The organism is Synechococcus sp. R6-10 (assembly GCF_047461815.1).
In the GTDB taxonomy this organism is placed as follows: domain Bacteria; phylum Cyanobacteriota; class Cyanobacteriia; order Thermostichales; family Thermostichaceae; genus Thermostichus.
Genome location: NZ_JANSHW010000207.1, coordinates 1 through 23742, shown reverse-complemented (window position 1 = coordinate 23742; position 23742 = coordinate 1). Strand labels below are relative to the sequence as shown.

The following is a 23742-nucleotide window of genomic DNA, read 5'->3' as shown; positions in this document are numbered from 1 at the left end:
GCAAGAAGCGATGAAATCAAAAAATGTAAATCGGCTTTACCTCGCGCAAAAGGTCTTAGATCGGTTTCCAACCTGCTTCCCATCTCGGATCCCAGGCTGTTCTCCCTGTCCTTCGCGGGAGTAGTTTTTTACAAAAGAGAATGTTTCTTTGCCTAGCTTTACAACATGAACAAAGATGTCAGCCCCGATCGCGGCTTTGCAGCTTGCAAGGGATCCATTTTCAGTATCGGAGCGAACATTCTCATAAAGGATACATAATTTAACACTTGCTGCAATCCTCGGTCGGGCCTGAGGTTGGGGCAAAATCTGAGAAGGTTCTCTTCGATTCCCTAAGATTTTCGGTACACACCTTTACAGAAGTTCTGGATGCCCGCTTATGTCTATTGAGTCGGATCGCACTCCTTCCCCGGAGCTGCTGCAGATGGCGCGTTGGCTGGCAGGAGACTTCAGCAACCAAGAGCAAGCCTGGGAGAATCCACCGTTTTTTGCCCAAATCCGAGTGGCCTACCGCCCCTTGCCGGCCCAAGTTTTGGGCGGGATCGGCTTTTATGTGGAGCAAGCCTACAGTGGCCATTTGGAAGATCCCTATCGGCAGGCGGTGGTGGAATTGACTCAGGCAAGCGCTGGGATCCTGATTCGCAACTATCGCCCTTTGGAGCCGCAGCGGTGGCGGGGCTGTGCTCGGGAGAGGGCAGACCAACTGAGTCAACTGAGGGCTGCCGATCTGGCCTATCTAGAGGGGTGTGATGTGCAGGTGAAGAGGCAGGGATCCCTCTTCATCGGCGCGACGGAGCCGGGGTGCCGGTGTTGCGTGGTGCGCAACGGCCAAGCCACCTATTTGCAGACCACCTTGCACCTGAGCGAGAGCGAGTTTTGCAGCCATGACCGAGGGATGGATCCCATCACCCACCAGCAGGTTTGGGGAGCCCTGGCAGGCGCTTTTCGCTTCCAAAAAGTGGTCGATTGGCAGGCGGAGCTAATGCTGTAGGCTGCAGCCCATCCAGCCCCACAACTCCACAGTTGACAGCGCTATTGCGCACTCTCCCTCAGCCAGCTTTGTGTACACTGTCCTTGGCCGGGATCCAAATCCCCCAGGTTTGAGCGTGCTGTTTACCGGTTGCAACCGGGCTAGGCTCCTTTTAATTCAGTGTGGGTATTCAATGCAGGCGAGGTCGGGCCCAAAGGATGAGCCACGGTCTGGGTGGGCTTGGCACAGCCCTTGGGGAATGGTGATCGCCCTGGTTGGGATCTTGACCTTGCTGCTGCTCGGTGCCGGCTGTTCTGGCCAGGGGGAATCTGCAGCTTCCCCCCCTGCGTTGATCCCTCTCCCACCTCAACCGGGAACCGAGTCGATTCCCATGCCGGTGCGTACCCTGGGCAACAGCCGCTTCAAGCTCCTGGGCCTGACAGTGGGGGTGGCCGGGAGCGGAGCTGAGGTGTTACTGGATACCGGCTCGGCAGGTTTGCGCATCATAGCGACAGCAGCAGGTCGCTTTGGCCTGGAGCGGACGGGGATCCCTTCCACCGTGACGTTTGGAGATGGCACGCAATTTATCGGCGTGTTGGCCCGCGCCCCCTTCAGCATAGGAGGGATCCCCAGTCGAGAGCCGGTAACAATTCAGTTGATCGACCAAATCACTTGCGTGGAGCCACTGGTGGCCAACTGTTCCGACAATCTGTTTGGGCCAGGACGGCCTTTTGCTGGGATCCTAGGCACGTCCTTGGATGAGCGCAGCCCCGACCGCGAGCTGTTTAGTCCGCTCACCCGCCTTCCGGGCAATTTCCGCTCTGGGTACATTATTCAAACGGGGGGCTTCAACTCCACCCAGGGCCTGTTCACGGTTGGCCTAACGGCTGCCAACACCGTCGGCTTCAATTTCCGGCAGTTTCCCCAGGTGGGAAGCTTTCCCGACGGCACCCCCATCTGGCGGGATGAGGCTTTACAAGTGGCCTACAGCATCAGCAACACTTCTATTCAAAATGCTCTCAGCCCCACCGTTTTTGACAGTGGTTCTTCCGACATTTTTCTCAACGTCAGGCTGTTGGGGGCAGCTCCCTTCTCCACCTCGACCTTACCCCCTGGGGCAGAGTGGCGAGCGGTATTGGCGGGAGCTTTCGAGTATCGCATTCGAGTTGGCTTTCCCATTACGCCCAGTCGAGATCGGATTTTCGTCAACGGCAACCAGGGGGTGCAACTGTTGGGCATGCCGCTGTTTTTCAATATCGACGTTGCCTTCGATGTTGAGGGCGGGCGGATCGGCTTTCGCGTGCGTTGAGACAAAGTTGTTTTGAACCATCCCAAACGTTAACGTTGGGTTCAATTGCGGAGAAAAACTTGCCATGTTCGGTCGAGCCTTGCAAACCGGGAACAGCACGCCGCGCAGATGGCCTTGGGTTTGGGGACTGCTGTTGTTGTGTTGGTTGGGGCTAGGTGGGCCAGGGTGGGCCGTGAGCTTAGGGGATCCCTTGCCGGAGTGGGCTGAGTCTGTGCAGGTGGGACGACAGCGGCTGCGCGGGGTGGAGCAATACCGCGGCCAGGAACAAATCCGCGCCTATGGCAACGAAGCAGGACGGGTGTTTTGGATTCAAATCAACAGCAGCGCTGACTTGCCCCCGGATTACCGAGACTATTTGGGCGAATACCAACAATTTCTGGTAGAAGCTGTAGAAGTGGTGCCGTTGCGAGCCCGACGGCTGCGCTTCCGCCAGGGAAATCGCAGCGCCGAGTGGCAGGTGGTGGGCATGAGCGGTCGGTTTCAGGCGGAGGCGATCAGCAGAGATTTGGCTCCGCCAGGGTTGTTTGGAGATCCCTCGTGAAGAGCAGGAGAATTAGAGCTTATCCTAGAGATCCTAGAGAGAAACTTGAAACTAGAGTCTGCCAATGAATTTACTCCAGAAGAAAGTTGAGGTTACTCTTAATCGCTTCTTCGTCAAGGAGCTAACTCAAGAAGAGCTCACCTTCTATGAGTATAGTTGCAGGCCAAACCCTCTTCCAGATCTAGGAGAGGAGCAGAGGGCTCTCTCCAAGATTTGTAATCAGCTAGGTGTAATGGCTGTTCGTCTGGGAAATCGCATCATAACCCGAGAAAAAGTTCCGGCCAGTAAACTCAAAACAGAGGAATGGGAGTTGGAAGAGCTTGGTTCTAAGGCTCTAGATTGTACAGACCCTACAGAGAGACAGGCTCTAGAAACTTTCGAGCGCAAGAAACTAGATTGGAGTCTAAGATCTAAGTACAAAAGAACAGAGATTGAGCTATCAACAGGAGGAGGATTGATCTGGTGGGTTACGGGTCTGGAAGGAGTAGAACGGATTGAAGGAGTAAAACCACTTTGCGGAGATGGGTGGGAGGTTCACAGAGGAAGAGAGCTAGACGTTGTTATTAGACAAGATAAGAAGCTCTATCTAGAGATCGACATCCGATACCATTTCTACAGCCCATGGACGCTGCATGAGTGGCTGGAAAATTACCCAGATGTCTCAATTGAAATTGTACGAAACACATACAGGACAAAAAATAATAAATACCCAACTTGGGAGTATCGAGGCATTATTTCCAATCAGTCGCCAAGGGAAGTATGGTTAGCGGAGCTAAACACTAGCTTAGCGGATTATCATGTACAGAAGTACGGAGCAACTCCAGAAGAAGTTGATGGCTCTCTGGTGGTTCAAGTGGTCTCGAGAGAACGCAATTTCAGACAAAAGGCAGAGCCTATCCTTCATCTATCGCGGAGACTGTCGCCTGTTTTAACTTTGGAGATGCTAGCAAGTATAGAAGATCAAAGATGGACTGGCAAAAAAGTTAGCTCCTTGGTTAGCGAGCACATCAGAAAAAGTTTAGAAGAGAGATTGAAAGAGTCTAAAGAGACCGCAAAAACTATTATAGAAAATGTCTACAATATTTCTGACTTTCAGGCTGATCCCCTAAAAGCAGAAGGATACATTATGCCAAGGCCAAGGCTATTGGGGTTTGGTCATAGACAAGTCCAAAACCTCGCGAGAGTTAGGTACCAAGGATGTGCAAGAGTTGGCGAGACAAAGTTTGGACTTCTAAATCTTGACGATAATAAACGTGAGTATCCTACTGAGGTTCGCAAGTGCCTACTTGAAGTAGCTAAAAAGAGCGGAGCAAGAGTTGAAATAGACTTTTACGCAACCCGTCAAGATTTGCCTGAAGGCGACCTTGCTCAACAGAGGTTTTGGCAAAGCTGGGCCGACAAAGGGATCAAAACCGTTCTGGTTGTCATGCCCTTGTCGCCTAATGAGCACAAGCAAAAGATCCGCTTGCAAGCACTTCGAGCAGGAATAGCAACTCAGTTTATGATTCCTGGAGCTGACCCCTACAAAGCTCTAAATGTCGTACTAGGACTTCTGTGTAAAGCTGCGTGGCAACCCGTGTTGCTTGAACCCCTCGATCATCCTGAGTGCTCCGAGCTTACCATTGGTTTTGATGTGGGGACGAATCGAGAGCTTTACTACGGAACCTCTGCCTTCGCGGTACTGGCCAATGGTCAAAGCTTAGGCTGGGAGTTGCCCGATATACAAAGAGGAGAAACTTTTTCCGGCGAGGCAATTTATCAAACCGTGTCCAAGCTCGTCAATAGATTCTACAACAAATTTCATCGATACCCTAGAAAGGTTCTTTTGATGAGGGATGGCTTAGTTCAAAGAGGCGAATTTGATAAAACAATTGAGGAACTAAGAAAAGAAAAGATTGCTGTGGATATTGTTGGAGTGCGCAAAAGTGGCACAGTCAGAATAGGAAGAGAGGAAAAAGGAAGCTATAGAGACGCTGCAATGGGCACTGTCATTTTTGACCATGAACGAAGGTCATTTATGCTCGTAACAAGCCAGCCCATTAAGAAGTCCTCGGTGCCAATTGGCAGCGCAAGACCGCTGCGAGTTGTCCATGAACACGGCAACACTCCTTTGGAAGTTCTGGCTATACAAACTTACCATCTCTCCCAGCTTCATCCCGCCAGTGGTTTTCAAGCCTGTAGGCTTCCTTGGGTATTGCACTTTGCCGACAAAAGCAGTAAAGAGTTCCAGCGCATTGGCAACAGCATTTTTAGTGTGCTGCAGAACATAAACCGAGAGAAGTTGATTGCCGTCTAGCCAAGGGAGGGGATCCCCACCTGCCGGCCTTGCTAGGATTGGGGGGGTGGTTGGTGTTGCGGCTATGGTGGAGATGAATGAGGTCTGGAAGACCTTTCTAAGCAATCCTGTTCCGTTCTGTGGCGGTTTTCTCAGCGGCCTGCTGCGTTTGGATGTGAAGCAAGATCCGCTGCGCAGTTGGCTGGAGTCCCAGGGGCTGAGGGTGGAGGAGCCCCCGCCTTCCGGTCGCTCCGACGGCCCCCAATCCATTTCCATTGAATAGGCGTACTCAATCGGCGGGCAGAGAGTAGGGATCCCTTCCGAACGCTTTCTCTCAGGTGTGGGAAGCGCTCTGATCCGGGCACAAGCAGCGACAAGAAGGGCAGCAAGAGCGGTGTTGCGAGGTGAGCTGATGTTCCCTGAACCCTCCCAATTTAGGAAGCGGCAGGGATCCCTTCGAGGCTGGGGCTATCTCGGCGGGGTGGTGTTCCTAGTAACGGGACTGGTCGGTCTGCCGTCAGGGGATCCAGCCGTGGCCCAATCGGCTCCCTCTTCTCTTGCCAGCCCTAAGCAGGATCCCCAAGCTTGGCTGGAGCGCTACAACGCCGCTCTAGAGCAATTGCCCCCTTTGCCCAACTTGCAATATCGCCAGCAGGTGCGGGTAGAGGGATCCCAAACCTTCACAGCCACGTTGGATGTGCTCTACCGCCGCGACGGCAGTTGGCAGGCTTGGGTAGCCGAAGGGGATCGCATCCGCCTCTTGGATTCGCGCCAATTGGAAGTGGTGAACCAGTCGGATCTGCTGCAGCTGTACTCGGTGTATGTGAGCCGACCGGAAGCCCTCTTGCCCTCGGTGAGCTTTTACTTGAAGGCGGATCCCAGCCGCTACCGCGTCCTCTCCTCAGAACGGGTGGATTTGGCTGGATCCCCTGTCCAGCACTTGCGCCTAGAGCCCATTCAGGAAGGCCAGTTGCGGGAGCTGTGGCTGGATCCGCAGTCGGGGCTGCCGCGGCAGGTGTTGCTGTTTTTGTCGGGGGTGTGGGGGCAGGCCTATGTCCTGATGGGGTTTACGGCGGTGCCAGCTCCCGAGGGAGGGGAGCGCTACTGGCTGCCGGAGAGCACCCGCATCAATTTGGGCTATGGCTTTTGGACCCTGGAGGGCCTGAACCGCCGCGTGTTCAGGGGATCCCTGTCCATCCAGCATGACTACCAGGACTACCGCATTTTGCCAGAAGGGACGCAGTTGCGCTTTTTGCCTTCGCAGCCGCCGGTGGATGCGCCGCCGGTGGTAGCCGGCCTGCCGGGGAGCGCTCCTCAAGCGGAGTTGGGAGATGTGCGGGCCTTGGGAGTGGATGAGCAGGGCAACCAGCAGTTCAGCATTGGCCTGGGCCGGCGCTCCAGCCCGGACAATTCCTTGGAAGACCGAATCGTTGCTTTCAACCTAACCCGACCCACCAGCCGCAACGCCCTGACCCAAATCGATACTTTAGCTCTTTTGCCTCTGGGGAATGGCCAGTTGCCCATCTATCTCTTCCAATTCGACACCGGTCGCCCCCTCTCGCCCCTGCAGGGGGTAGAGCGCCCGCAGGTGGATCCCAACGAGGTCTTCGCTCCTAAGCCGCCAGCCATCAAACTCTTTGGAGATTAGCTCCCCAATGCTGATAGATGCTGCCTATGGGGTGATCCCCATCCTGCCCCACCCACCCGCCCAGGAAGCTCCCAGACTGGGCTCTTCTCATTTGTATCTGCTCATCCAGCACCAGAAGGGGCATTGGGCTTTCCCAAAAGGGCACAAGGATAGCTCCGAAAGCGACCTGGAGGCGGCGCAGCGAGAATTGCGAGAGGAAACCGGCTTGACCGACTACCAGCTTCTGACCCTGCCCGGCCAGTCTGACCCTTTGACGCTGCAGGAAGCCTACACCTTTACGGATCCAGAGGGGAACCGAGTGGCCAAAACCGTTACCTACTACGTGGCCTTGCTGCCGCCCCAATTTCCTCCCCCTGAGCTACAGGTGCAACCAGAGGAGGTGGCCGCCTACCGCTGGTGCTCCTACCCCGAAGCCTTGGAGCAGATCAGTTTTGAAGAGAGTCGGCAACTGCTGCGCCGCTGCCAAGCCCACCTGGAGCAGCTTTGGAAATTGGAGAAGACCTAAGTTCCGTATTTTTACGGAAGAGGTTTATCGGGGTTACCTTTATCTTGTCTTGCAGGCTTTCCGCGGGAAGTTCCCGAGTAAGAAAGCCAGCAGACAATCTGAGGGCTAGCCTTCACCTTTAGAGATTGGCTGATGAGCAATAGTCATCGATCTCCCCAGGAGGAGAGTTTTTCTGAATACGGATTGAACGCTGAAACTGCCTTTGAGTTCGTGCAGCCTTGGCCGTCTTGTTGGGCTTGGCTCATCTAAAGATCTCGTCTGGGTCAGGGCTGGGCTTGAACTGTATTCTGGAAAGCATTTTTTCACCGGCTTGTGGGGTAGCTAAGACTTCAGTCGTGTCATCAACCTCAGCGCAGGAAATTGTTCCGAGCACGTCCTCTCGACCCATGAACCGTCCCCCCGTCTGTACAGAAGTCTCGGCCCATCTGCTGAACGCAGAGGTCAGCTTCACAGGAGTTGTTCGGTATTTCAGTGCCTTGGACAAAGGGGAGGGGCTGGGCACTTGGTCATTGGTGTTTCACCAAGGTCGCCTGGGGTTTGCTCACCACAGCTTGGAGCCCTTGGAGCGCTTGGATCGCCACCTGCGTCGGCTCAGCCATCAAGTCTTTTCTCTGACTCGCCAAAATTGCCTACGCATCCATCGGCAGGTGGAGGCGCTATTGGCTCAGGAGACTGGGCCTCTACCTGCAGACCTTCTGGGGCTGAGTTGGATGGTAACGGAGCAACTGCTGCCTTGGGAAGCTGCGCGCAGGTTGAATGCTTGGATCGGCGAGGAGGTGCTGCAAAATCTGTTGCTGGTTCCAGGGGGCTTTCAGCAGGAGATCATCCCACTGGACAACGTGCCCACCCTGGGCCAGTGGGATGGGGGATCCCTGCTCGACCTGATCCAAAAGCGGCTACGGGCATGGCAATCTTTGGGGCCTGAGATCACCTCCCCCTACCAACGGCCCTACTTTGCCAGCCGGGCCCAGGCAGAACGCCTTCCCGCCGAGCAACAGGAACGGCTAGGCCGGTTACTGAAGGGGTTTAGCTTCCGCCAGTTGAGCGCCCTTCTCGATCAAGACGACCTCCAGATCGCTCGCCGCCTACATCCTCTGGTCAAAGCCGGTATCCTTGTCCTGCGGGATCCCCAGCCCCCCTTTGATCGGCTGCCCAAAACCTACTCGGCCAAGCTTGAGACAGAATCACAGCCCTCAGAAACTCCCACCGTCCCTCTTCACCTGGCCAACGGGCTTGCAGATCTAGGCCCATCTCCCCAAGCCTCGAAAACCTGGATTGTGGCCTGTATTGACGACAGCGAAGCCATGCTCAGCGAGTTGCAGCGGTTGTTGGAAGGGCACAACCTGGTCATTCACACCATCAGCGACTCTTTGAAAGCCCTGATGAAGCTGACCACCCTCAAGCCAGATTTGATCCTGCTGGACGTGGGTATGCCCAACGTGGATGGCTACCAATTGTGCAGCCTCATCCGCAAATCCTCCGTGTTAAAGGATGTGCCGGTGGTGATGGTCACAGGCCACAAAGGTCTGATCGATCGGGTGAAGGCGCGCCTGGCCGGTGCCACCGATTACCTGACCAAGCCCTTTCGGCAGGAAGAATTGCTGCAGATGGTGTTTCGCTATCTCAGCTAGGGATCCCTCTAAAGGTTCGTCGAAAAAGAGATAAGGAGATGTCGATCATGGTGAAAGTTCTTGTGGTGGAAGATGTGGCCTCGGAGCGACAGCTCATCAGCGATTACCTCCGCTCAGAAGGCTATCAGGTGGTAGCGGTGGCCAACGCCCAAGAGGCATTGCAGCAGATCCGCAACGACAAACCCGATGTGGTGCTGACGGACTTGGTCATGGAAGGCATGAGCGGGCTGGAATTGTGCCGCCAAATCAAGAAAAACCCGGAAACCCAAAAGTTGCCCGTTGTGGCCTGTACTTCTAAAAATCAAGAGCTGGACAAACTCTGGGGCATGAAGCAAGGGATCGATCTTTATCTGACCAAGCCTTTTACCCGCGAAGACATTTTGCGGGCCGTGAAATCAGTAGTGCTCAGCCCGAGCTCATGATTTTTGCCACTCCTGTCCTTGCTGAGCTGCGCCTCCAGTTAGGATCCCTGTGATTATCACGAATTGTTCTTAGGAGATGTCTTAGAATTGGCAGAGCGAGAACGGCAATGGCGGTAGCTTTCTCCCCACACAGCCCTACTTCTACCCGTACCGGCGAGCTGTACTTACATCTACAGTTGGGGGTAGACTGTCGGGCCCTTTTGCCCATGGCATTTGCCCAGGAAGCTCTAATTGTTGGCCCGCACCACTTTACCCTTCTCCCCAACCAGCCCGCATGGGTGCTGGGCTTGTTCAACTATCGCAATCGCATTCTCTGGGGACTGGATCTGCCGCAATTTCTCGGCCTAGAGCCCTTGGACTTTGGGCAGCCCGAACACCACTTGGTGGTGATGCGCCCAGAATTTGGGGGCTCTGCATCGCCAGTGCGAACAGGCTTGGGCCTGGCAACCCAACACGTGAAAGGAGTAGCTCGAGTGCCCGCCGAGGAGATCCAACCCTTAACAAAAGCCCAGGCAGCACAAAACAACTTTCGACTGGAGAACTTCTACGACTCTTGCAAAGGGCTGGTGTTGGAAGGGGATGAGCCTCTCTGGGTGCTCGACCCTCTTGCCATTGTCCAAAAGCTCAACTCAGTTGATTCCTCGGCAAACCCTTGATCTTGGCGACCTTTTCCCCGACTTACCCTCACTTAAAGGCAAAATTCTATGGTTTCCTTCCGTCCCCTCTTTCTCAGGCCTGCTCCATCTTCCCGGCCCCAACGCAAAGTCGCGGGATCCCGCCTGGCCCTGGCAATCAGTTTTCCTCTGGGCATCAGCTCCCTGCTGTTTGCCGTCTCTGCCGGCAGCGTAGCCCGCACCTATTTCGAGTTCAAGCCGGCGATCTCGCGGCAGTTCACCCTGCAAAACCTGAGCGATCAGGTGATCTATTTGGATGAAGTCTTGACCATGTCTGCCCGCATGGCCGCTGCCAGCGGGGATCTGTCCTGGGAAGAGCGCTACAACATCCATGTCCCTCAGTTGGATGAGGTGCTGGCGGAGATTCAGCAATTGGATCCCGCCTCTTACGAAGCCTATGCAGCCAAAACCACAGCAGCCAACATCAAGCTGGTGGAGTGGGAAGTGCAGGCTTTTGATCTGATTCGGGCCGGCGAGCAGGAACGGGCTTTCAACTTGCTGCACAGCCCTGAGTACGAAGAGCAAAAGCGCATCTACGCCGAAGGGATCAACCAAACCCTGGAGGCCATTCGCAGCAACATTCAGGCCAGCGTCCAGCTTTACGAGCAAGATCTGCTGCAGGCTTTGATCTTTTCCGGCATCAGCTTCCCGATTCTGCTGCTGAGCTGGGGGATCATTTTGATCCTGGTGCGCAACTTTGTGCGGGAACGCAACGCCACCTACGAGCGACAAGTTTCCGACACCCGACTGGCCCAGCGGTTTGCCGATATTGCCCGGATTCGCCAAGAGCAAGAGCTGATCGATCCCCTAACTGACTTGTTGGGCGAGATGCGCCAGCGCTTCGGTGCCGAACGAGTGGCCTTCTATCGCTTGACCGCTCCCGAAGAGGCGCAGGTTATCGCTGAATCTCACGACAGCCGCCTGCCCGACACCTTGGGCACCCTCCTCCGCAGGATCCCGGCTCCGATCCAGCAGGCTCTCCACGGCGGGCAAGTTTACGCTTTTGGCCCGGTGCCTAGGCCAGATCTGGGCGCCGACTACCTGCAGAGGCTGGCCACAGCCCAACTGAAAGCCGAGATGATAGCGCCGGTGGTGCGTGGCGATGAGCTTTACGGTTTTTTGGCAATAGGCCGCGCCCAAAGCCAGAGCTGGTCTGACGAAGAACAGAAAACCTTGGCAGAGCTGGCCAACCGCCTGGGTCAAGCTTTGGGTAACCTGGGGGCGCTGGAGCAAAAAGCCGTGGCCGCCCAGGAACGGGAGCGGTCGGAAGCGCTGCAAAGAGAGCTGCTGCAGCTTATCAGCGAGGTCACAGAAGCCTCGCGGGGGGACCTCACGGTGCGGGCGCAGCTAACAGCCGGACAAGTTGGCATCATGGCGGACTTTTTCAACGTCATTATCGAGAGCTTGCGCGACATCGTGATTCAAGTGCAGCAGGCCGCCGGTCAAGTCAACCAATCCATTGGTCGTGACGAGGCAGCCATTCGCGAGTTGGCCGAAGCCGCTCTCCGACAGGCCACCCAAATCGAAGAGACCTTGCGCTCTGTCGAGCAAATGACGCTCTCAATCGAGGAGGTAGCCGATAAAGCCCAACAGGCCGCCACCGTTGCCGAATCTGCCGCCGCCACGGCCATCAACAGCAGCTTGACTATGGATCGCACAGTGCAAAACATCCTGCAACTGCGGGAAACGGTGGCCGAAACGGCCAAGAAGGTGAAGCGGCTGGGGGAATCTTCCCAGCAGATTTCCAAGGTGGTGTCCTTGATCAACCAGATTGCGCTGAAAACCAACCTCTTGGCGGTGAACGCCAGTATCGAGGCAGCCCGTGCCGGCGAAGAAGGGCGAGGTTTTGCGGTGGTCGCCGAGGAAGTCGGGGCACTGGCGGCCCAGTCGGCAGAAGCCACCCGCGAGATCGAGCGCATTGTGGAAGGGATCCAACGGGAAACCGGCGAGGTGGTACAGGCGATGGAAACCAGCACCGGCCAGGTGGTGGAGGGAACCCGCTTGGTGGAAGCAGCCAAGCAGAGCCTGGGACAAATTGTGGAAGTCTCGCGGCAGGTGAACCAGCTCTTTCAGGCCATTGCCCGCTCCACCGATGCCCAGGCAGATGCATCTCAAACGGTGCGCCAGTTGATGCAGCAAATCGCCAACATTGCCGCCCAGACGGCGGCAGCCTCGCAGCAGGTGGCCAACTCTCTCCAGGCTACGGTGGCGGTTGCCCGTCAGTTGCAGACTTCTGTGTCCACCTTCAAGGTGGGGGAGGCGGTTTAGCATGGGGCCGAATCCCACTTCCCTCGACCCACGCGAGTGGCAGGTTAGGCTGCAGTTTTTGGACGAAGCCCAGGCTTACCTCGACACCCTGGAGGCAGGGGTGTTGGGCCTGGGATCCCAGAGTTTGGATCGCCCCCGTTTGGATCGCTTGCTGCGGGCTGCTCATTCCATCAAGGGCGGGGCGGCCATGATGGGCTTTCCGGTGCTTAGCGACTTGGCCCATCGCCTGGAAGATGGTTTCAAGATCTTGCAGGTGGATCCCCAAAAAGCCGACCCCGCAGTGGAGCGCAACCTCTTGGCGGCGTTGGATTGCATGCGCCAAATAGCTCAGCAGCACCGCCAGCAGCGGCTTTTGGACGAATCTTGGCTGGCAGAGCGGGTGCAGCCTCTTTTCGATCAATTGCGAGAGCAGTTGGGAGAGTTGCAGCCTGAGGACAACGTCCAAGTCCTGGCAGCAGAGGCCGGGGGCGATATGCGGGTGCTGCTGTTTGCAACCGAGGTGGAGGCCTGTCTGCAGCGGTTGGAAGGTGTGCTGGCCCACCCCGAGCAGCCCTGTTTGCGGGAGGAGTTTCTCATTGCTGCCCAAGAGCTGGGGGCGCTGGGGGAAATGTTGGATCTGCCTGCCTTTGCCACCCTGTGCGGCTCAGTAGTCCAAGCTCTGGAGACGCTGCCGCCAAATGCCAAGGAGCAGGTGTTGCCCGTTGCTCAGGCGGCTTTACAAGCTTGGCGACGCTCGCAGGCCCTGGTGCTGGTCGGTCAGGTCGCTCTTCTCCCCAGCTCCTGGGATCCGGCAGAGCCTCCAGTTTCCCCCCCGCCAGAAGCCCCTCCCCCTGCAATGGCAGGAGCCACCGAGCTGCCGGATTCGATTCCAGCCGGGGCCAAAAGCGCTGCCGAGATGCTACGGGTGCCGGCTCGCCCTCTGGAACAGTTGGGGGAGCTGTTGGGAGAGCTCATAGGGGAGCGCAACCGCTTAAACAGTCGCCTGCAACGGCTGCGGGAGCTGGTCAGCTTGTTCAAACGGCGGGTTCGCACTCTAGAAGAAACCAACAGCCGCCTGCGCAGCAGCTACGACCGCGTCGCTGCCACCGTGCCTGCTTCTGTGCTCTTGAAAAAAGAAGGGGATCCCGGCCTGACCTTGGCCGATACCTTTGACCTCTTGGAGATGGATCGCTATGGAGAGATGCACCTGCTGACCCAAGAGGTGATGGAAACCGTTGTGCAAATTGATGAGGTAACCCACGATATCGACACCACCCTGCAGGAGACCGAAGGCAGCGCCCGCCAGCTCAGCCGCCTCTCCAGGCAAATGCAAACCCGTCTCGACCAGGTGCGCATGCAGCCTCTATCGGATTTGACGGATCGCTTCCCCAGAGCGCTGCGGGAGCTGAGCTTAGCCCATGGCAAGCCCGTGGAGCTGCGGGTCTTGGGGGGATCCACCCTAATCGAGCGCTCGATTTTGGAGGCCTTGGCGGATCCCTTGTTGCACTTGGTGCGCAACGCCTTTGACCACGGCATCGAGGCTCCAGACACCCGCCTGGCCCAGGGCAAGCCGGCCAAGGGCCTCATCGAAATTGCCGCCAGCCAACGGGGCAACCGCACTCTGATCACGGTGCGAGACGATGGGGCAGGGATCTGTCTGGATAAAATCCGGGCCCGCGCCTTGCAGATAGGGTTTTCCGCTGCCGACCTGGCTGAGGCCAGCTCCCAGGAGCTGCTGGAGTTGATCTTCCAGCCGGGCTTCAGCACCGCCGAGCGAGTCAGCGAGCTATCTGGACGGGGAGTGGGTCTAGACGTGGTACGCACCAACCTGCAACGAATTGGCGGCCAGGTGCAGGTGGAATCTTGGCCGGGACGGGGCACGCTGTTTACCCTCACTCTGCCCGTTTCTTTGAGCGTCACCCGCGTGCTGCTGACAGAATGCCAGGGGTTGATGTTGGCTTTTCCGGCCAACGCAGTGGAAGAATTGCTTATCCCCCCGCAGTTGCCTGCCGATTCCTTTCTCTGGGAAGGGGAGCAGATCCCTTTAATTCCTGTGGGCCACTGGTTTCGCTTCGCGCGCTGGCAGCCTCGCCGGGAAATTGACGAGACCCCCCTTCTCGACCGACCTGTGGTGCTGCTGGTGGTAGAAGACAACCGGCCCTATGGCCTGTTGGTGGATCGCTTTTGGCGGGAGCAAGAGGTAACTCTGCGCCCGGTGGAGGGAGGTCTGCCTCTGCCGTCGGGATTCTCCGGCTGTACGGTTTTGGCCGATGGGCGAATCGCTCTTTTCGTGGATCCGCCTGCCCTCTTGAGCTGGCTGCTCGCCCAGCGGGATCAGCCCTGTCAGTCGGCAAGGGATCCCCTTCCCCAGCCCAGGTTTGCCGCCCAGCCCACCCTGCTGGTGGTGGAAGATTCGGTCAACGTGCGCCGCTTCTTGGCCATGACCCTAGAAAGAGCAGGGTTCCGGGTTGAACAGGCTCGCGACGGACAAGAGGCCCTCGAGCACTTGCAGAGAGGAATTCCCATCCGAGCGGTGATTACCGACATTGAAATGCCGCGGCTGGATGGCTTTGGCTTGCTGGCCCAGATTCGTGCCCACCCCCTGTATGACCAGCTTCCCGTGGTCATGCTCACCTCCCGCAGTGGCGAGAAACACCGCCAACTGGCCCAGCGGCTGGGAGCCAGCGCCTACCTCTCCAAGCCCTTCCAGGAACAGGAGCTGATCCAAAAGCTGCGGCAACTGCTGCAACCAGCCTCTTCGGCACCTTCCACCGGCGTTTTGATGGCGAGGTAGTCCATGCCCCTGCTTTCCCCTCTGCGCCTGCGTCGTCTGGCTCGGCAAGAACAACTGAGAAACCGGCAGACCTTGATTACTTTCCAACTGGGCTCCTACTGCTTCGGCCTCCCTGTTGATCGGGCGCGGCGAGTTTTTAGCTGGGCAGAGTTTCAGCTTGCTCAGGAGGGCGGCCCCCAGCTTTTGGATACCGGTCGTTTGTTGCTGGGCCGAGGGATCCCTTTTCAACCGGAAGGGGTTATTCTGTTGCAGCCAGGCAGTTCTGAGGACGGATTGTCCGACCAGATCGACAACCCAGAAACAGGGGCTCTGCCCATTCCCACTCAGCCCCTCCTGCGCCGTCTGCCCTCTTCCCAGTTGCAGCCTCTCCCCAGCCGCTATGCAGCTCAGGCCCGCCAAAGGGGTATTGTGCAGTGGATCCCGCCAGCCGAAGGCCAGCTCCCCCTGTTGGTGTTCGACCCTCATCTCTGGCCTGCCTGTTCTTGAGAAGGGAGAAGGGGCAGTTGCAGCTCTGGATTCTCCACGCGGGTTAGCTCCCAGCGAAAGGGATCCCCACCCCGTCGCTGCCAATTCAATTGGAAGGGTTGCTCCAGCGCATTCACCTGATCTCGCGTCAGGTTGGCCAAGGGGCCGCCGGATCCCTCGATAACAAACCAGAGGGTGGCCCGTCCTTGGCGACTGGGATCCCCTAGGTCGAGCTGCACCTGCAGCGCTTGGGGTTGGAGGCGCAAGCGAAAAAATTGCCCGAAGATCTCGCGGCTGTAGGCCAGCGCCCGCTGCTTGTTCAGGCCCCAACCATCGCTATAGGCCTCAGATACCAACATCTCCACCTGATCCCAGTTGCGCTGCTCCACCGCCCGCAGCAATCTCTGGGTGTGGACGCGGATTTGTCGCTCGGGCCGCCCGTATTGCCAAAAGGCGCCCCCTGCAATGGCCAGGACGACGGATCCCACCACCCCCCAGCGCAGCCAGGGGGGAAGGGGTGAAGGGGGAGAAGAGACAGAAGCAGACAAGGGATCCCTCTTGGGCAGTAGGGGGATTGCTCCCTCTAGCCTACGGGATCTACATGTGAGAAGATCAAAGCCTGACCCCGAAATCTGTGCAGCCTCTGCCGGTCACAGCACGCTCCCGAAATTTAGCCAACCGGTCATGACCAAGTCCAACGACCGCCTACTGCTGGAGTTTGAGCAGCCTGTCGCCGCCCTAGAACAACGGATTCAGGAAATTCGGGCCTTGGCAGAAGAAAACGACATCGATGCTTCTGAGCAGATTCGCCAATTGGAAGCCAAAGCCGAAGAGCTGCGCCGCGAGATCTTCAGCCAGCTCACGCCGGTAGAACGGCTCCAGGTGGCCCGTCACCCCCGCCGCCCCACCACCCTGGATTACGTACAGACCATCTGCGACGACTGGTTTGAGCTGCACGGGGATCGCCACGGCCAGGACGATCCAGCCATTGTGGGCGGGTTGGCCAAGCTAGGGGAGCAGCCGGTGATGATCCTGGGCCACCAAAAGGGTCGCGACACCAAAGACAACATCCACCGCAACTTTGGGATGCCCAATCCCGCCGGCTACCGCAAAGCCCTGCGGCTAATGGAACATGCCCACCGCTTCGGCCTGCCCCTGCTCACCTTCATCGATACGCCGGGGGCTTACCCAGGCGTTAAGGCGGAAGCCGAGGGCCAAGGAGAGGCCATTGCCACCAACCTGCAGACCCTTTTCCGGCTGGAGATCCCCATCATCTGCACTGTCATCGGCGAAGGGGGATCCGGCGGAGCATTGGCTATTGGCATTGGCAACCGCATCCTGATGTTCGAGCACGCCGTCTACTCCGTGATCTCGCCGGAAGGCTGCGCGGCTATTCTCTGGAAGGATGCCAAGAAGGCTCCCCAAGCGGCGGCAGCCCTGCGCATTACCGCCCAAGACCTGCTACAACTGGAGGTGATCGACGAGATCCTGCCAGAGCCGGTTGGCGGCGCCCACCGCGCGCCCTTGGAAGCTGCTCAAACCCTCAAAGAGGCTCTTCTCAGGCATCTCAAGGAACTTTCTAGCCTGAGCGGGCGAGAATTGCGCGAGGAGCGCTACCAAAAGTTTCGCCGCATGGGAGCGTTTCTGGAGCTTTCTGAATCTGAATAGACTTATGCATCCCTGATTTATAGTCGTTTCAGATTAGGGTGAGACACCTGGGCCATTGATCGCGCCAGCGGGGCGGAGTCCTTGAAAAGCCTTTTGGCCCCCTGCATTATTGCTCTGCAACGCCGATGCGACCAACATTTTAGGCGTGGGTGCAGTGTCCTGGTTTGAACTGAAATGACTATATTTGGGGTTTAATTTGGGGTTTATTCGAGGGGAGAGGCCCTTTAGGAGCTGCTCTGGGATGAACTTCCGAAAGCACTCCGCGCCCTCAACCTGACCAAGAGGGGGCTAACTCCTACCAGGTTACCCGATCCCGCAGTTGCTCAATCCGGGCTGGGCCAATGCCATTGACCCGTTGCAGATCCTCCAAAGAGGAGAAGGGGCGGGCCTCGATAATGCGCTGCGCCAGGGCGGGGCCAATGCCGGGCAACTGTTCCAGCTCCGCCGCCGTGGCCGTATTCAGGTTAACGCGAGGGGATCCCCCAGGAGACGCCACCGGAAAAGCAACCGACGGGGAAGGGGATCCCGCCTCAGGAGGAAGAACGACCTCGACTTCCAGCAGCTCCGGCTCCGGTTCAGGCAAGGAAGCGGCAACGGGGACGGGGTTGGGGCAGCGACGGGACGCCTCTTCTGCCTGTTGTTGCAGGCGGCGGCTGGGGCCAAAGCGGGCATCGGCAATGAGCCGGTCGAACTCCCGCACAAAGTGATCCACCACTCGGCTATTGCGGATGATCAGGAAGTTTTCGTCGTTGAGGTGGTTGGCCGAGACCGACCAGTTGTTGGATCCGGTGATCACCGTGGCCTGAGGAGTGCTGGGATCGATGATGGCAAACTTATGGTGCAGCTTATCGCCGGGGGCGAGGTTGGGTATGCCTACAGACTGGGCCGGCAGCGTCCAGGGCAGGCGCGCCGCCTCCACCTGGCACTTTTCGTCGGGGAGCAACAGCCCCCACATCTCCAGGGTGCGGCTGTAGTCCCGGAAGGCAAAACCAGGGTCGAACACCCCGCGGATTTCTACGTTGCGCTCCTGGCGCAGTTGCCTGAGTTGGTTGGCAATGCCCGGATCCGTAAAGACGAACAGAGCCAGATCCACCTGTCGCCGGGCTTGGGCCAGGGTGGCGGCAATAATGCCGTTGGAGGTGGCTTCGTAGGGCAGGGAGCGACTGGCAGGAGAAAAGTGAACCCCCACAATGGCATCGTCAATGTACACCGTTTCCAGGGAACGCTTGAGCTTCTGCACGCCGAAGCGGCTATCGGTCAAGCCACCGGGGCCATCGCCCCACATGAGATCGAATTCCTCGGTGTAGAGGCGGGCCAGCTCCGGGCTGTCCAGCAGCAGCAGATGGTTGGCATTGCCGACACTGCCAGGCGCATCAAAGTCCCCGTGAATATCAGAGAGCGTGAAATTGGCCGATCCGGTCAAGACTTTCTGCCCGTCGATCACCACAAATTTGTGGTGCATCAGGCCGCTGCCCTTGGAGCCATCGGCGGTATCGTCCAGCCAGGGCACCTGGCCTCCATCCAGCAAGGCGTACACATCCCGCGTGGCGACCTCCTCAGCCGAAAACCGTCCATCGCGGTTCACATCCACCAGGTTGCGGTACTCCTCGAACTTGCGACGGCTGCGCTCGTCCAGCGCCCGCACTTCGGCAGGGGTGAGCTGGTGCCAGGCTCGCACGTAGGTGTTTTCAGTAATAAAACGCACAGGGATCCCCGCCTGCCGCCGCTCCACCAGAGCCTGGGCAATCAGGGGTAGGTTCAGCTCCTGCACGGCAATATCCACCGACTGCCGAGCGGAGCGAATCTGGGAAATGATCAACTCTTCCAGGTTGTAGCCATAGCGGCGGATCTGGCGATAGGGATCCCGATAGGTGCTCTCGCGGCTTTGGTTGAACACCACCCGGATGCGGGGGTGCTGCGGCAGAGGGGCCAGGGTGGGCAGCTCCGGCTCTTGGGGGTAGGGTCTGGGCCGAGGACCCACCCAGTAGCCGATCAAGACCAGAATGAGAAGCAGAGCAGCCCAGGGCAGCCAGCGGCGGAGTTGCCGCAACCACGACGGGATCCCGTTCATGGCCTTTCTCCTCTCCAGCAATCACACCCCCAGGATACCGAACTTTACGGCAGCCACTTCTGGGGCAAGGTGTCTCTGGGGGGTATTCTCACCTATCACGTGGTTCCCGGTTTGGCCCCTTCCGACGCCCTCAGAGCCGGCCAGCAGGTGGCGACCTTACAGGGATCCCCGGTGACGGTCACCCTCGAGGGAGGACAGATCCGCATCAACAACGCCAAGGTAGTTGTGGCAGACATTCAAGCCTCTAACGGCATCATCCACGTCATCGATGCAGTCTTGATCCCGCCGCGTTAGGAATTGGGCCACCACTTCGGGCATCATAGAAGCATCGAGATCCAGCACTTTATTGGGGAGATTCAGCGTGGAGCGGCCTAAGTGGGTAGCAATCGTTACAGGGATCCTGGCCATTGCTCTGGGGGTGGGCTACTTGCTGCTGGTGCAGCTATTGGACTATCGCGGCGGCCAATTTTTGCCGGCACCACTGGAGCCGCCGGCGATTTTGGGAGAGGGGATCCCTGGCTCATTTGGCCGGTTGAGCTGAGGGTGTTTTTGACTCCCCGCTCCCTTCTCTGGTCTCTTGCTCAGCTACTTCTCAGCAAAGCTCTCGACAAAAAAGCTCTCGACAAAACTGTATGCTCAGCTACAGCAAGCCCTATGCTGGAGAAGCGACTCGGATGGCTCAGCAATTTTGGGTTGCTTGATTTGAAGATTTGGGCAGGCTGTGGGTTGGGATGGTGCTGTCGCGCTCCACTTGGGTGTGGTTGTGGGCAGGGCTGGGTTTGGCGGCCCTGAGCCAATATCTGCAATGGGTTAGCGGGATCTATAGCTTTATCGCCCCCCATTCGTTGCCGCTGGCGGATCTGGCAGTGGCCGGGATCCTGGGAGGGACAGCAGCAGCAGGTCTGGCAGCGCGCCATTGGTGGCAGCAGGCTGGCCGACGGCAAAGTACTCCAAACCAGCGGACACAACCGCTGCGGCGGGTTAAGTTAACTCGGAATCAGGTGCAAGCCGATCTGGAAGATGCCGATCGCCTGATCCAGAAGCTGCAGAATGACATCAGTCGCCGTGCCCTGCGTGCCAAGCTGCAAGAGATCAATCAGCGGCTTAACCAGGAGGAATTGCATCTGGTGGTGTTCGGCACCAGTTCCGCCGGCAAGACCTCGTTGATCAATGCCTTGATGGGCCGACCAGTGGGCGAAACAGCCCCCACCCTGGGCACCACCCAGCAGGGATCCATCCACACCTACCAATTGGAGGGCTGGAACGGCCCCATTTCCCTTACCGACACACCTGGGCTGCTGACGATTGGGGGAGCAGGTGAAGCGGAAGCCCGCGCCCTGGCCCAGAAGGCGGATCTGCTGATCTTGGTGGTGGCCGGAGACCTGCTGGCTTCGGAATATGCCGAAATGCTGGAGTTGGCCCGGCTGGGCAAATCCGCCATCCTGGCCCTCAACAAAACCGATCAGATGCTGCCGGAGGATGTAGAGACCATCTTGGCCCATTTGCGCCGACGCACCGCCGGTGTTATCCCTGCCGAACAGGTGGTGGCCATCGCCGCTGATCCAGAGCCCCTCAAGGTTCGCTACTACTCCGAAGATGGCTCTGTGTGGGAAACTTGGGAGCCGCAGCCCCCCGAGACAGAGGCCCTCATTCAACAAATGGCTCACCTGCTGCAGCAGAAGGGATCCCACCTGCGCTTGGCCAATGCCTTGTTGCAAACCCGAACTCTCAGCGAAGCCGTCCAGCAGGCCCTCCAAGAAGAACGTCGCCAACAGGGTCGCCAGATCGTGGAACGGATGCAGTGGGCCACCGCTGCTGCCCTGGCGGCAAACCCTCTTCCTGCTTTGGATGTGCTGGCAGGAGTAGCCATTCAGGCGCGCATGATTGGGGAACTGCACCAGGTGTTTGACCGACGCATTACCTTGCGCCGGGCCCAGCAAATTGCCCAGAGTTTGGCGCAAATGGTGGTGCAACTGGGGGGGCTGGAGCTGGCTACTCAGGCTTTGGGCTCTCTGCTCAAGGCCAGCCCCTTGATGGTTATGGGGATCCCCCTGCAGGCAGTGACGGGGGCCTATCTGACACGGGTGGCGGGGCTCAGTTACCTAGAGTGGCTGTCCTCTGGGGATCCCTGGCAAGAGGAAATCCTGCAAGAGCGGATTAGGCAGCAGCTCCAAAACCGTCATCCTCTGGCCTTTCTCACCCAACTGGCCCGCCAAGCCCATTCCAATAGCTAGTCGAAGCATCCGTCTTTTCGCCGCCACAGGCCCAACCTATCCCGTTCTCCGCCCGCTGCGGAAAATCCATTACTCCATTACACTGAATACAGCTTTCTAAATACAGCTTTTTCTGATACAGCTTTTTCTGGGCTTGACTTTGTAGAAGTTCTGTAAATCAGCGGGATCCAAGTCACAGAAGAGAGAACATTAGGAACATTAGTCAGTGTTGCCGGAAAAAGCTGCCCAGGTCTTATCATGGGTCAAACCAAGCCCATCATCCTGTAGTCTGCTGCCCTAAACTGGCTCCGTTGGCACCTTATGTCTTCCCCCAACCTGACCCTGCCCATTCAGTGGATTGATGTGGATTCAGGAGAGGTGGTGGAGGAATGTCCTTGGGAGAGCAGTCCCCATCCGGGCACCTACGTCCAACTGGCAGAGCAGCACTACCTAGTTCTGGAAAAGCGTCATTCCTACCGGCTCCGGCAAGGCAAATACCACCTGTGTGGGATCCGCGCCCTGGTGCGTTCGGTCACCCCACCTCAGGAAGTGGGAAGGTTCCTGGGGGATCCCTCGTGTCGGTTTAATGCTCACTCGCCCTTGCTGCGTTGTGCCGTCAACCCCAGCGGGCCCTGTCAGGGCTGCCCCCACTACGAGTCGGCCCCGCGTTGCTAGCCCTCCAGCTCCAGAGCCAACACCTGGGTCAGCGCACGGTTGGTCTTTTCGCGAAACTCGGCCACGTTCACCCGTCCCAGCAAATACACGGCCAGCAACATCACCGCTGCCTCCACCCCAAAGACGGTGGCATAGGCAAGCACTGAAGAAGTGGGGAAGAGAATGCGCCCCAGATCGAGCAAAGCCCCGCCGAGCAAGGTGGAAACCGCCTGGGACATGGCCTGGGCCAGTCCCCAAGCCCCGATAAAGGTGCCTGCCGTCTCCGCTGCCGTCAAATCCAACATGAGGGTAATGGCGCCATTGGTGGTGATCCCAGAAGCCAAGCCAAACAGGATCATGCACAGCTGCAGCAGCCGTGGATTGCCTGTAAACCCTGAGGCAATGGTCAGCCCAAAAGAGATGGCCACCAGCAGGCAGCCCAGACGAGCCGTTGTCTGCTTGCCTAGCTTAGGCACGATGAAAAATCCGGTCAGCACAATCCCCACCAAAATGCCCAAACTCCAAAAGGCATTGAGTTGGGTGCTCTGGGCCACCGTCATGCCAAACACCTCGCCGCCATAGGGTTCTAGGACCGGCTGTTGGATAAACAGGCCCATGGTCATCAACACCAAGAAGCCGAAAAAGATCAGGGTTTGGCGGCTGGCGGTCAGCACCTTGATGGCCGTACCCAGGGTGATTTGGTCTTCTCGTCCGGCCAAGGTGGAACGGGATCCGTAGCGGGAATAGCGCTTTTCCACCCCCCAGGTGGCGATCACCCCCAGCAGGATCACCACGGCTGGAATGATGATGAAGAGGCGATTAATGGTGCTCTGCAGGTTGTCCGGATCCAAGCCCCGCAGCAGAACTGCCGAGCCAATGGCCCCGCCGGCAATCCCCACCATCAACATAGACCAGACGATCCCCACCAACTTAGAGCGGTTGTCCTCGTCTGACACATCCACCAGCAAAGCCGCAAAAGGCGTGGAGCAGGCGCTGAGGCAGAGACCATAGAGGGCAAACATCAAACAGGCCAAGCCTATCCAGCCATAGGTGGCTCCAGACCAGCCCGTAGCCGCAAAGCTATCCCCCAAACCCCACACCACCTGCACCCCCAGGAAGATACAAACGGCAAATAGCACTGATCCCAGGCGCACATAGCCGGTGCGATGCAGGCCAAACAAGGGCTTAGCATCCGAGAGCTGCCCAAACCAAACCCGAGCCGGGGAGACCAACTGGTGCATGGCCAGGGATCCCCCCACCACCGTTGCCGGGATGGCCAGCAGATCCGTGTCGATCATGACGCGGTTCAGCACTCCCAGAGTGAGCAGCGACATCATTCCCAAGCCCATTTGAAACAGGCCCAGGCGGAACATGACATGCAGCGGCAAGGGCTGAACCTGCGCCTGAGGCTCTGGAGAAGTTGAAGTTACAGAAGCGTTGACCTCGGGATCCCGGCGGATATTGGCCATGATCTGGAATGATTCGAAAGGGTGCTACAGCCTTTTATCGTAGCCCAGGCAGCCTGGGATCCCGGCAAAAGCATGGGGTTGCCAAAAGTGAAACCGCCACGTCCTCTCCCCTTTTGGGAGCTATTGTCAGGGTATAGTCCCCCAATTTCCAATCCTCAGGAATATTGCTATGCGCGCCCCCATCCCCTG

At 57.9% G+C, this 23742-nt stretch carries 21 protein-coding genes; 18 read left to right on the top strand and 3 right to left on the bottom strand.

Annotation, left to right across the window (positions count from 1 at the left end):
- The first annotated feature begins 376 nt into the window (after positions 1–376).
- The 13 genes from NW837_RS06530 (at position 377) to NW837_RS06470 (ending at position 15499) form a co-directional block, all read left to right on the top strand.
- Complete coding sequence (locus tag NW837_RS06530; RefSeq protein WP_414329996.1) at positions 377–988, top strand: chromophore lyase CpcT/CpeT; 612 nt, start codon at positions 377–379, stop codon at positions 986–988.
- Between the two features lie 238 nt (positions 989–1226).
- Positions 1227–2276 (top strand): hypothetical protein, encoded by a 1050-nt coding sequence (locus NW837_RS06525; protein WP_414329993.1) that lies wholly within the window; start codon positions 1227–1229, stop codon positions 2274–2276.
- 64 nt (positions 2277–2340) lie between these two features.
- Positions 2341–2817 (top strand): hypothetical protein, encoded by a 477-nt coding sequence (locus NW837_RS06520; protein WP_414329991.1) that lies wholly within the window; start codon positions 2341–2343, stop codon positions 2815–2817.
- A 232-nt stretch (positions 2818–3049) separates the two neighbouring features.
- Positions 3050–5113 carry an argonaute PAZ domain-containing protein gene (locus NW837_RS06515; RefSeq protein WP_414329990.1) on the top strand — a complete coding sequence of 688 codons (2064 nt, stop codon included), beginning with the start codon at positions 3050–3052 and terminating at the stop codon, positions 5111–5113.
- Positions 5114–5159: 46 nt separating this feature from the next.
- On the top strand, positions 5160–5375 hold the full coding sequence (locus NW837_RS06510) for a hypothetical protein (RefSeq protein ID WP_414329987.1): 216 nt from the start codon (positions 5160–5162) through the stop codon (positions 5373–5375).
- A 129-nt stretch (positions 5376–5504) separates the two neighbouring features.
- A complete protein-coding gene (locus NW837_RS06505) occupies positions 5505–6740 on the top strand; it encodes a hypothetical protein (protein WP_414329984.1) in 1236 nt (411 codons plus the stop codon).
- Positions 6741–6747: 7 nt separating this feature from the next.
- Complete coding sequence (locus NW837_RS06500) at positions 6748–7245, top strand: bis(5'-nucleosyl)-tetraphosphatase (RefSeq protein ID WP_414329981.1); 498 nt, start codon at positions 6748–6750, stop codon at positions 7243–7245.
- A 386-nt stretch (positions 7246–7631) separates the two neighbouring features.
- On the top strand, positions 7632–8876 hold the full coding sequence (locus tag NW837_RS06495) for a response regulator (protein ID WP_011434290.1): 1245 nt from the start codon (positions 7632–7634) through the stop codon (positions 8874–8876).
- 47 nt (positions 8877–8923) lie between these two features.
- Positions 8924–9298: a response regulator gene (locus NW837_RS06490; RefSeq protein ID WP_011434291.1), complete on the top strand. Its 375-nt coding sequence runs from the start codon at positions 8924–8926 to the stop codon at positions 9296–9298.
- A 107-nt stretch (positions 9299–9405) separates the two neighbouring features.
- A complete protein-coding gene (locus NW837_RS06485) occupies positions 9406–9954 on the top strand; it encodes a chemotaxis protein CheW (RefSeq protein ID WP_011430974.1) in 549 nt (182 codons plus the stop codon).
- Between the two features lie 48 nt (positions 9955–10002).
- A complete protein-coding gene (locus NW837_RS06480) occupies positions 10003–12240 on the top strand; it encodes a methyl-accepting chemotaxis protein (protein WP_414329978.1) in 2238 nt (745 codons plus the stop codon).
- A 1-nt stretch (position 12241) separates the two neighbouring features.
- Positions 12242–15013, top strand: a complete 2772-nt coding sequence (locus tag NW837_RS06475) for a hybrid sensor histidine kinase/response regulator (protein WP_011434294.1) — start codon at positions 12242–12244, stop codon at positions 15011–15013.
- A 3-nt stretch (positions 15014–15016) separates the two neighbouring features.
- Positions 15017–15499 carry a hypothetical protein gene (locus tag NW837_RS06470; RefSeq protein WP_414329976.1) on the top strand — a complete coding sequence of 161 codons (483 nt, stop codon included), beginning with the start codon at positions 15017–15019 and terminating at the stop codon, positions 15497–15499.
- Here the strand turns inward: NW837_RS06470 and NW837_RS06465 are convergent.
- Entirely contained in the window at positions 15475–16026 is a 552-nt protein-coding gene (locus NW837_RS06465) for a hypothetical protein (RefSeq protein ID WP_414329974.1), read from the bottom strand. The genes NW837_RS06470 and NW837_RS06465 overlap by 25 nt on opposite strands.
- Before the next feature lie 136 nt (positions 16027–16162).
- Here NW837_RS06465 and NW837_RS06460 point away from each other — a divergent pair, with 136 nt between their 5' ends.
- Entirely contained in the window at positions 16163–17146 is a 984-nt protein-coding gene (locus tag NW837_RS06460) for an acetyl-CoA carboxylase carboxyltransferase subunit alpha (RefSeq protein ID WP_414329972.1), read from the top strand.
- Positions 17147–17441: 295 nt separating this feature from the next.
- Here NW837_RS06460 and NW837_RS06455 read toward each other — a convergent pair whose 3' ends face one another.
- Positions 17442–19217: a phospholipase D-like domain-containing protein gene (locus NW837_RS06455; RefSeq protein ID WP_414329970.1), complete on the bottom strand. Its 1776-nt coding sequence runs from the start codon at positions 19215–19217 to the stop codon at positions 17442–17444.
- Here NW837_RS06455 and NW837_RS06450 point away from each other — a divergent pair.
- From NW837_RS06450 to NW837_RS06435, 4 genes are all read left to right on the top strand, one after another.
- The gene (locus tag NW837_RS06450; RefSeq protein WP_414329967.1) at positions 19188–19511 is read left to right on the top strand and encodes a fasciclin domain-containing protein; all 324 of its coding nucleotides are present in this window, start codon (positions 19188–19190) and stop codon (positions 19509–19511) included. The two genes, NW837_RS06455 and NW837_RS06450, sit on opposite strands and share 30 nt — an antisense overlap.
- 67 nt (positions 19512–19578) lie before the next feature.
- Entirely contained in the window at positions 19579–19758 is a 180-nt protein-coding gene (locus tag NW837_RS06445; protein WP_011434300.1) for a hypothetical protein, read from the top strand.
- A gap of 190 nt (positions 19759–19948) precedes the next feature.
- Positions 19949–21451, top strand: coding sequence for a GTP-binding protein (locus NW837_RS06440; protein WP_083757669.1), 1503 nt, complete (start codon positions 19949–19951; stop codon positions 21449–21451).
- Positions 21452–21751: 300 nt separating this feature from the next.
- Entirely contained in the window at positions 21752–22105 is a 354-nt protein-coding gene (locus tag NW837_RS06435; RefSeq protein WP_414329965.1) for a DUF6464 family protein, read from the top strand.
- On the opposite strand, the gene NW837_RS06430 is transcribed toward NW837_RS06435, so the two are convergent.
- Positions 22102–23553 (bottom strand): BCD family MFS transporter, encoded by a 1452-nt coding sequence (locus NW837_RS06430; protein ID WP_414329963.1) that lies wholly within the window; start codon positions 23551–23553, stop codon positions 22102–22104. The two genes, NW837_RS06435 and NW837_RS06430, sit on opposite strands and share 4 nt — an antisense overlap.
- Positions 23554–23742 lie beyond the last annotated feature (189 nt).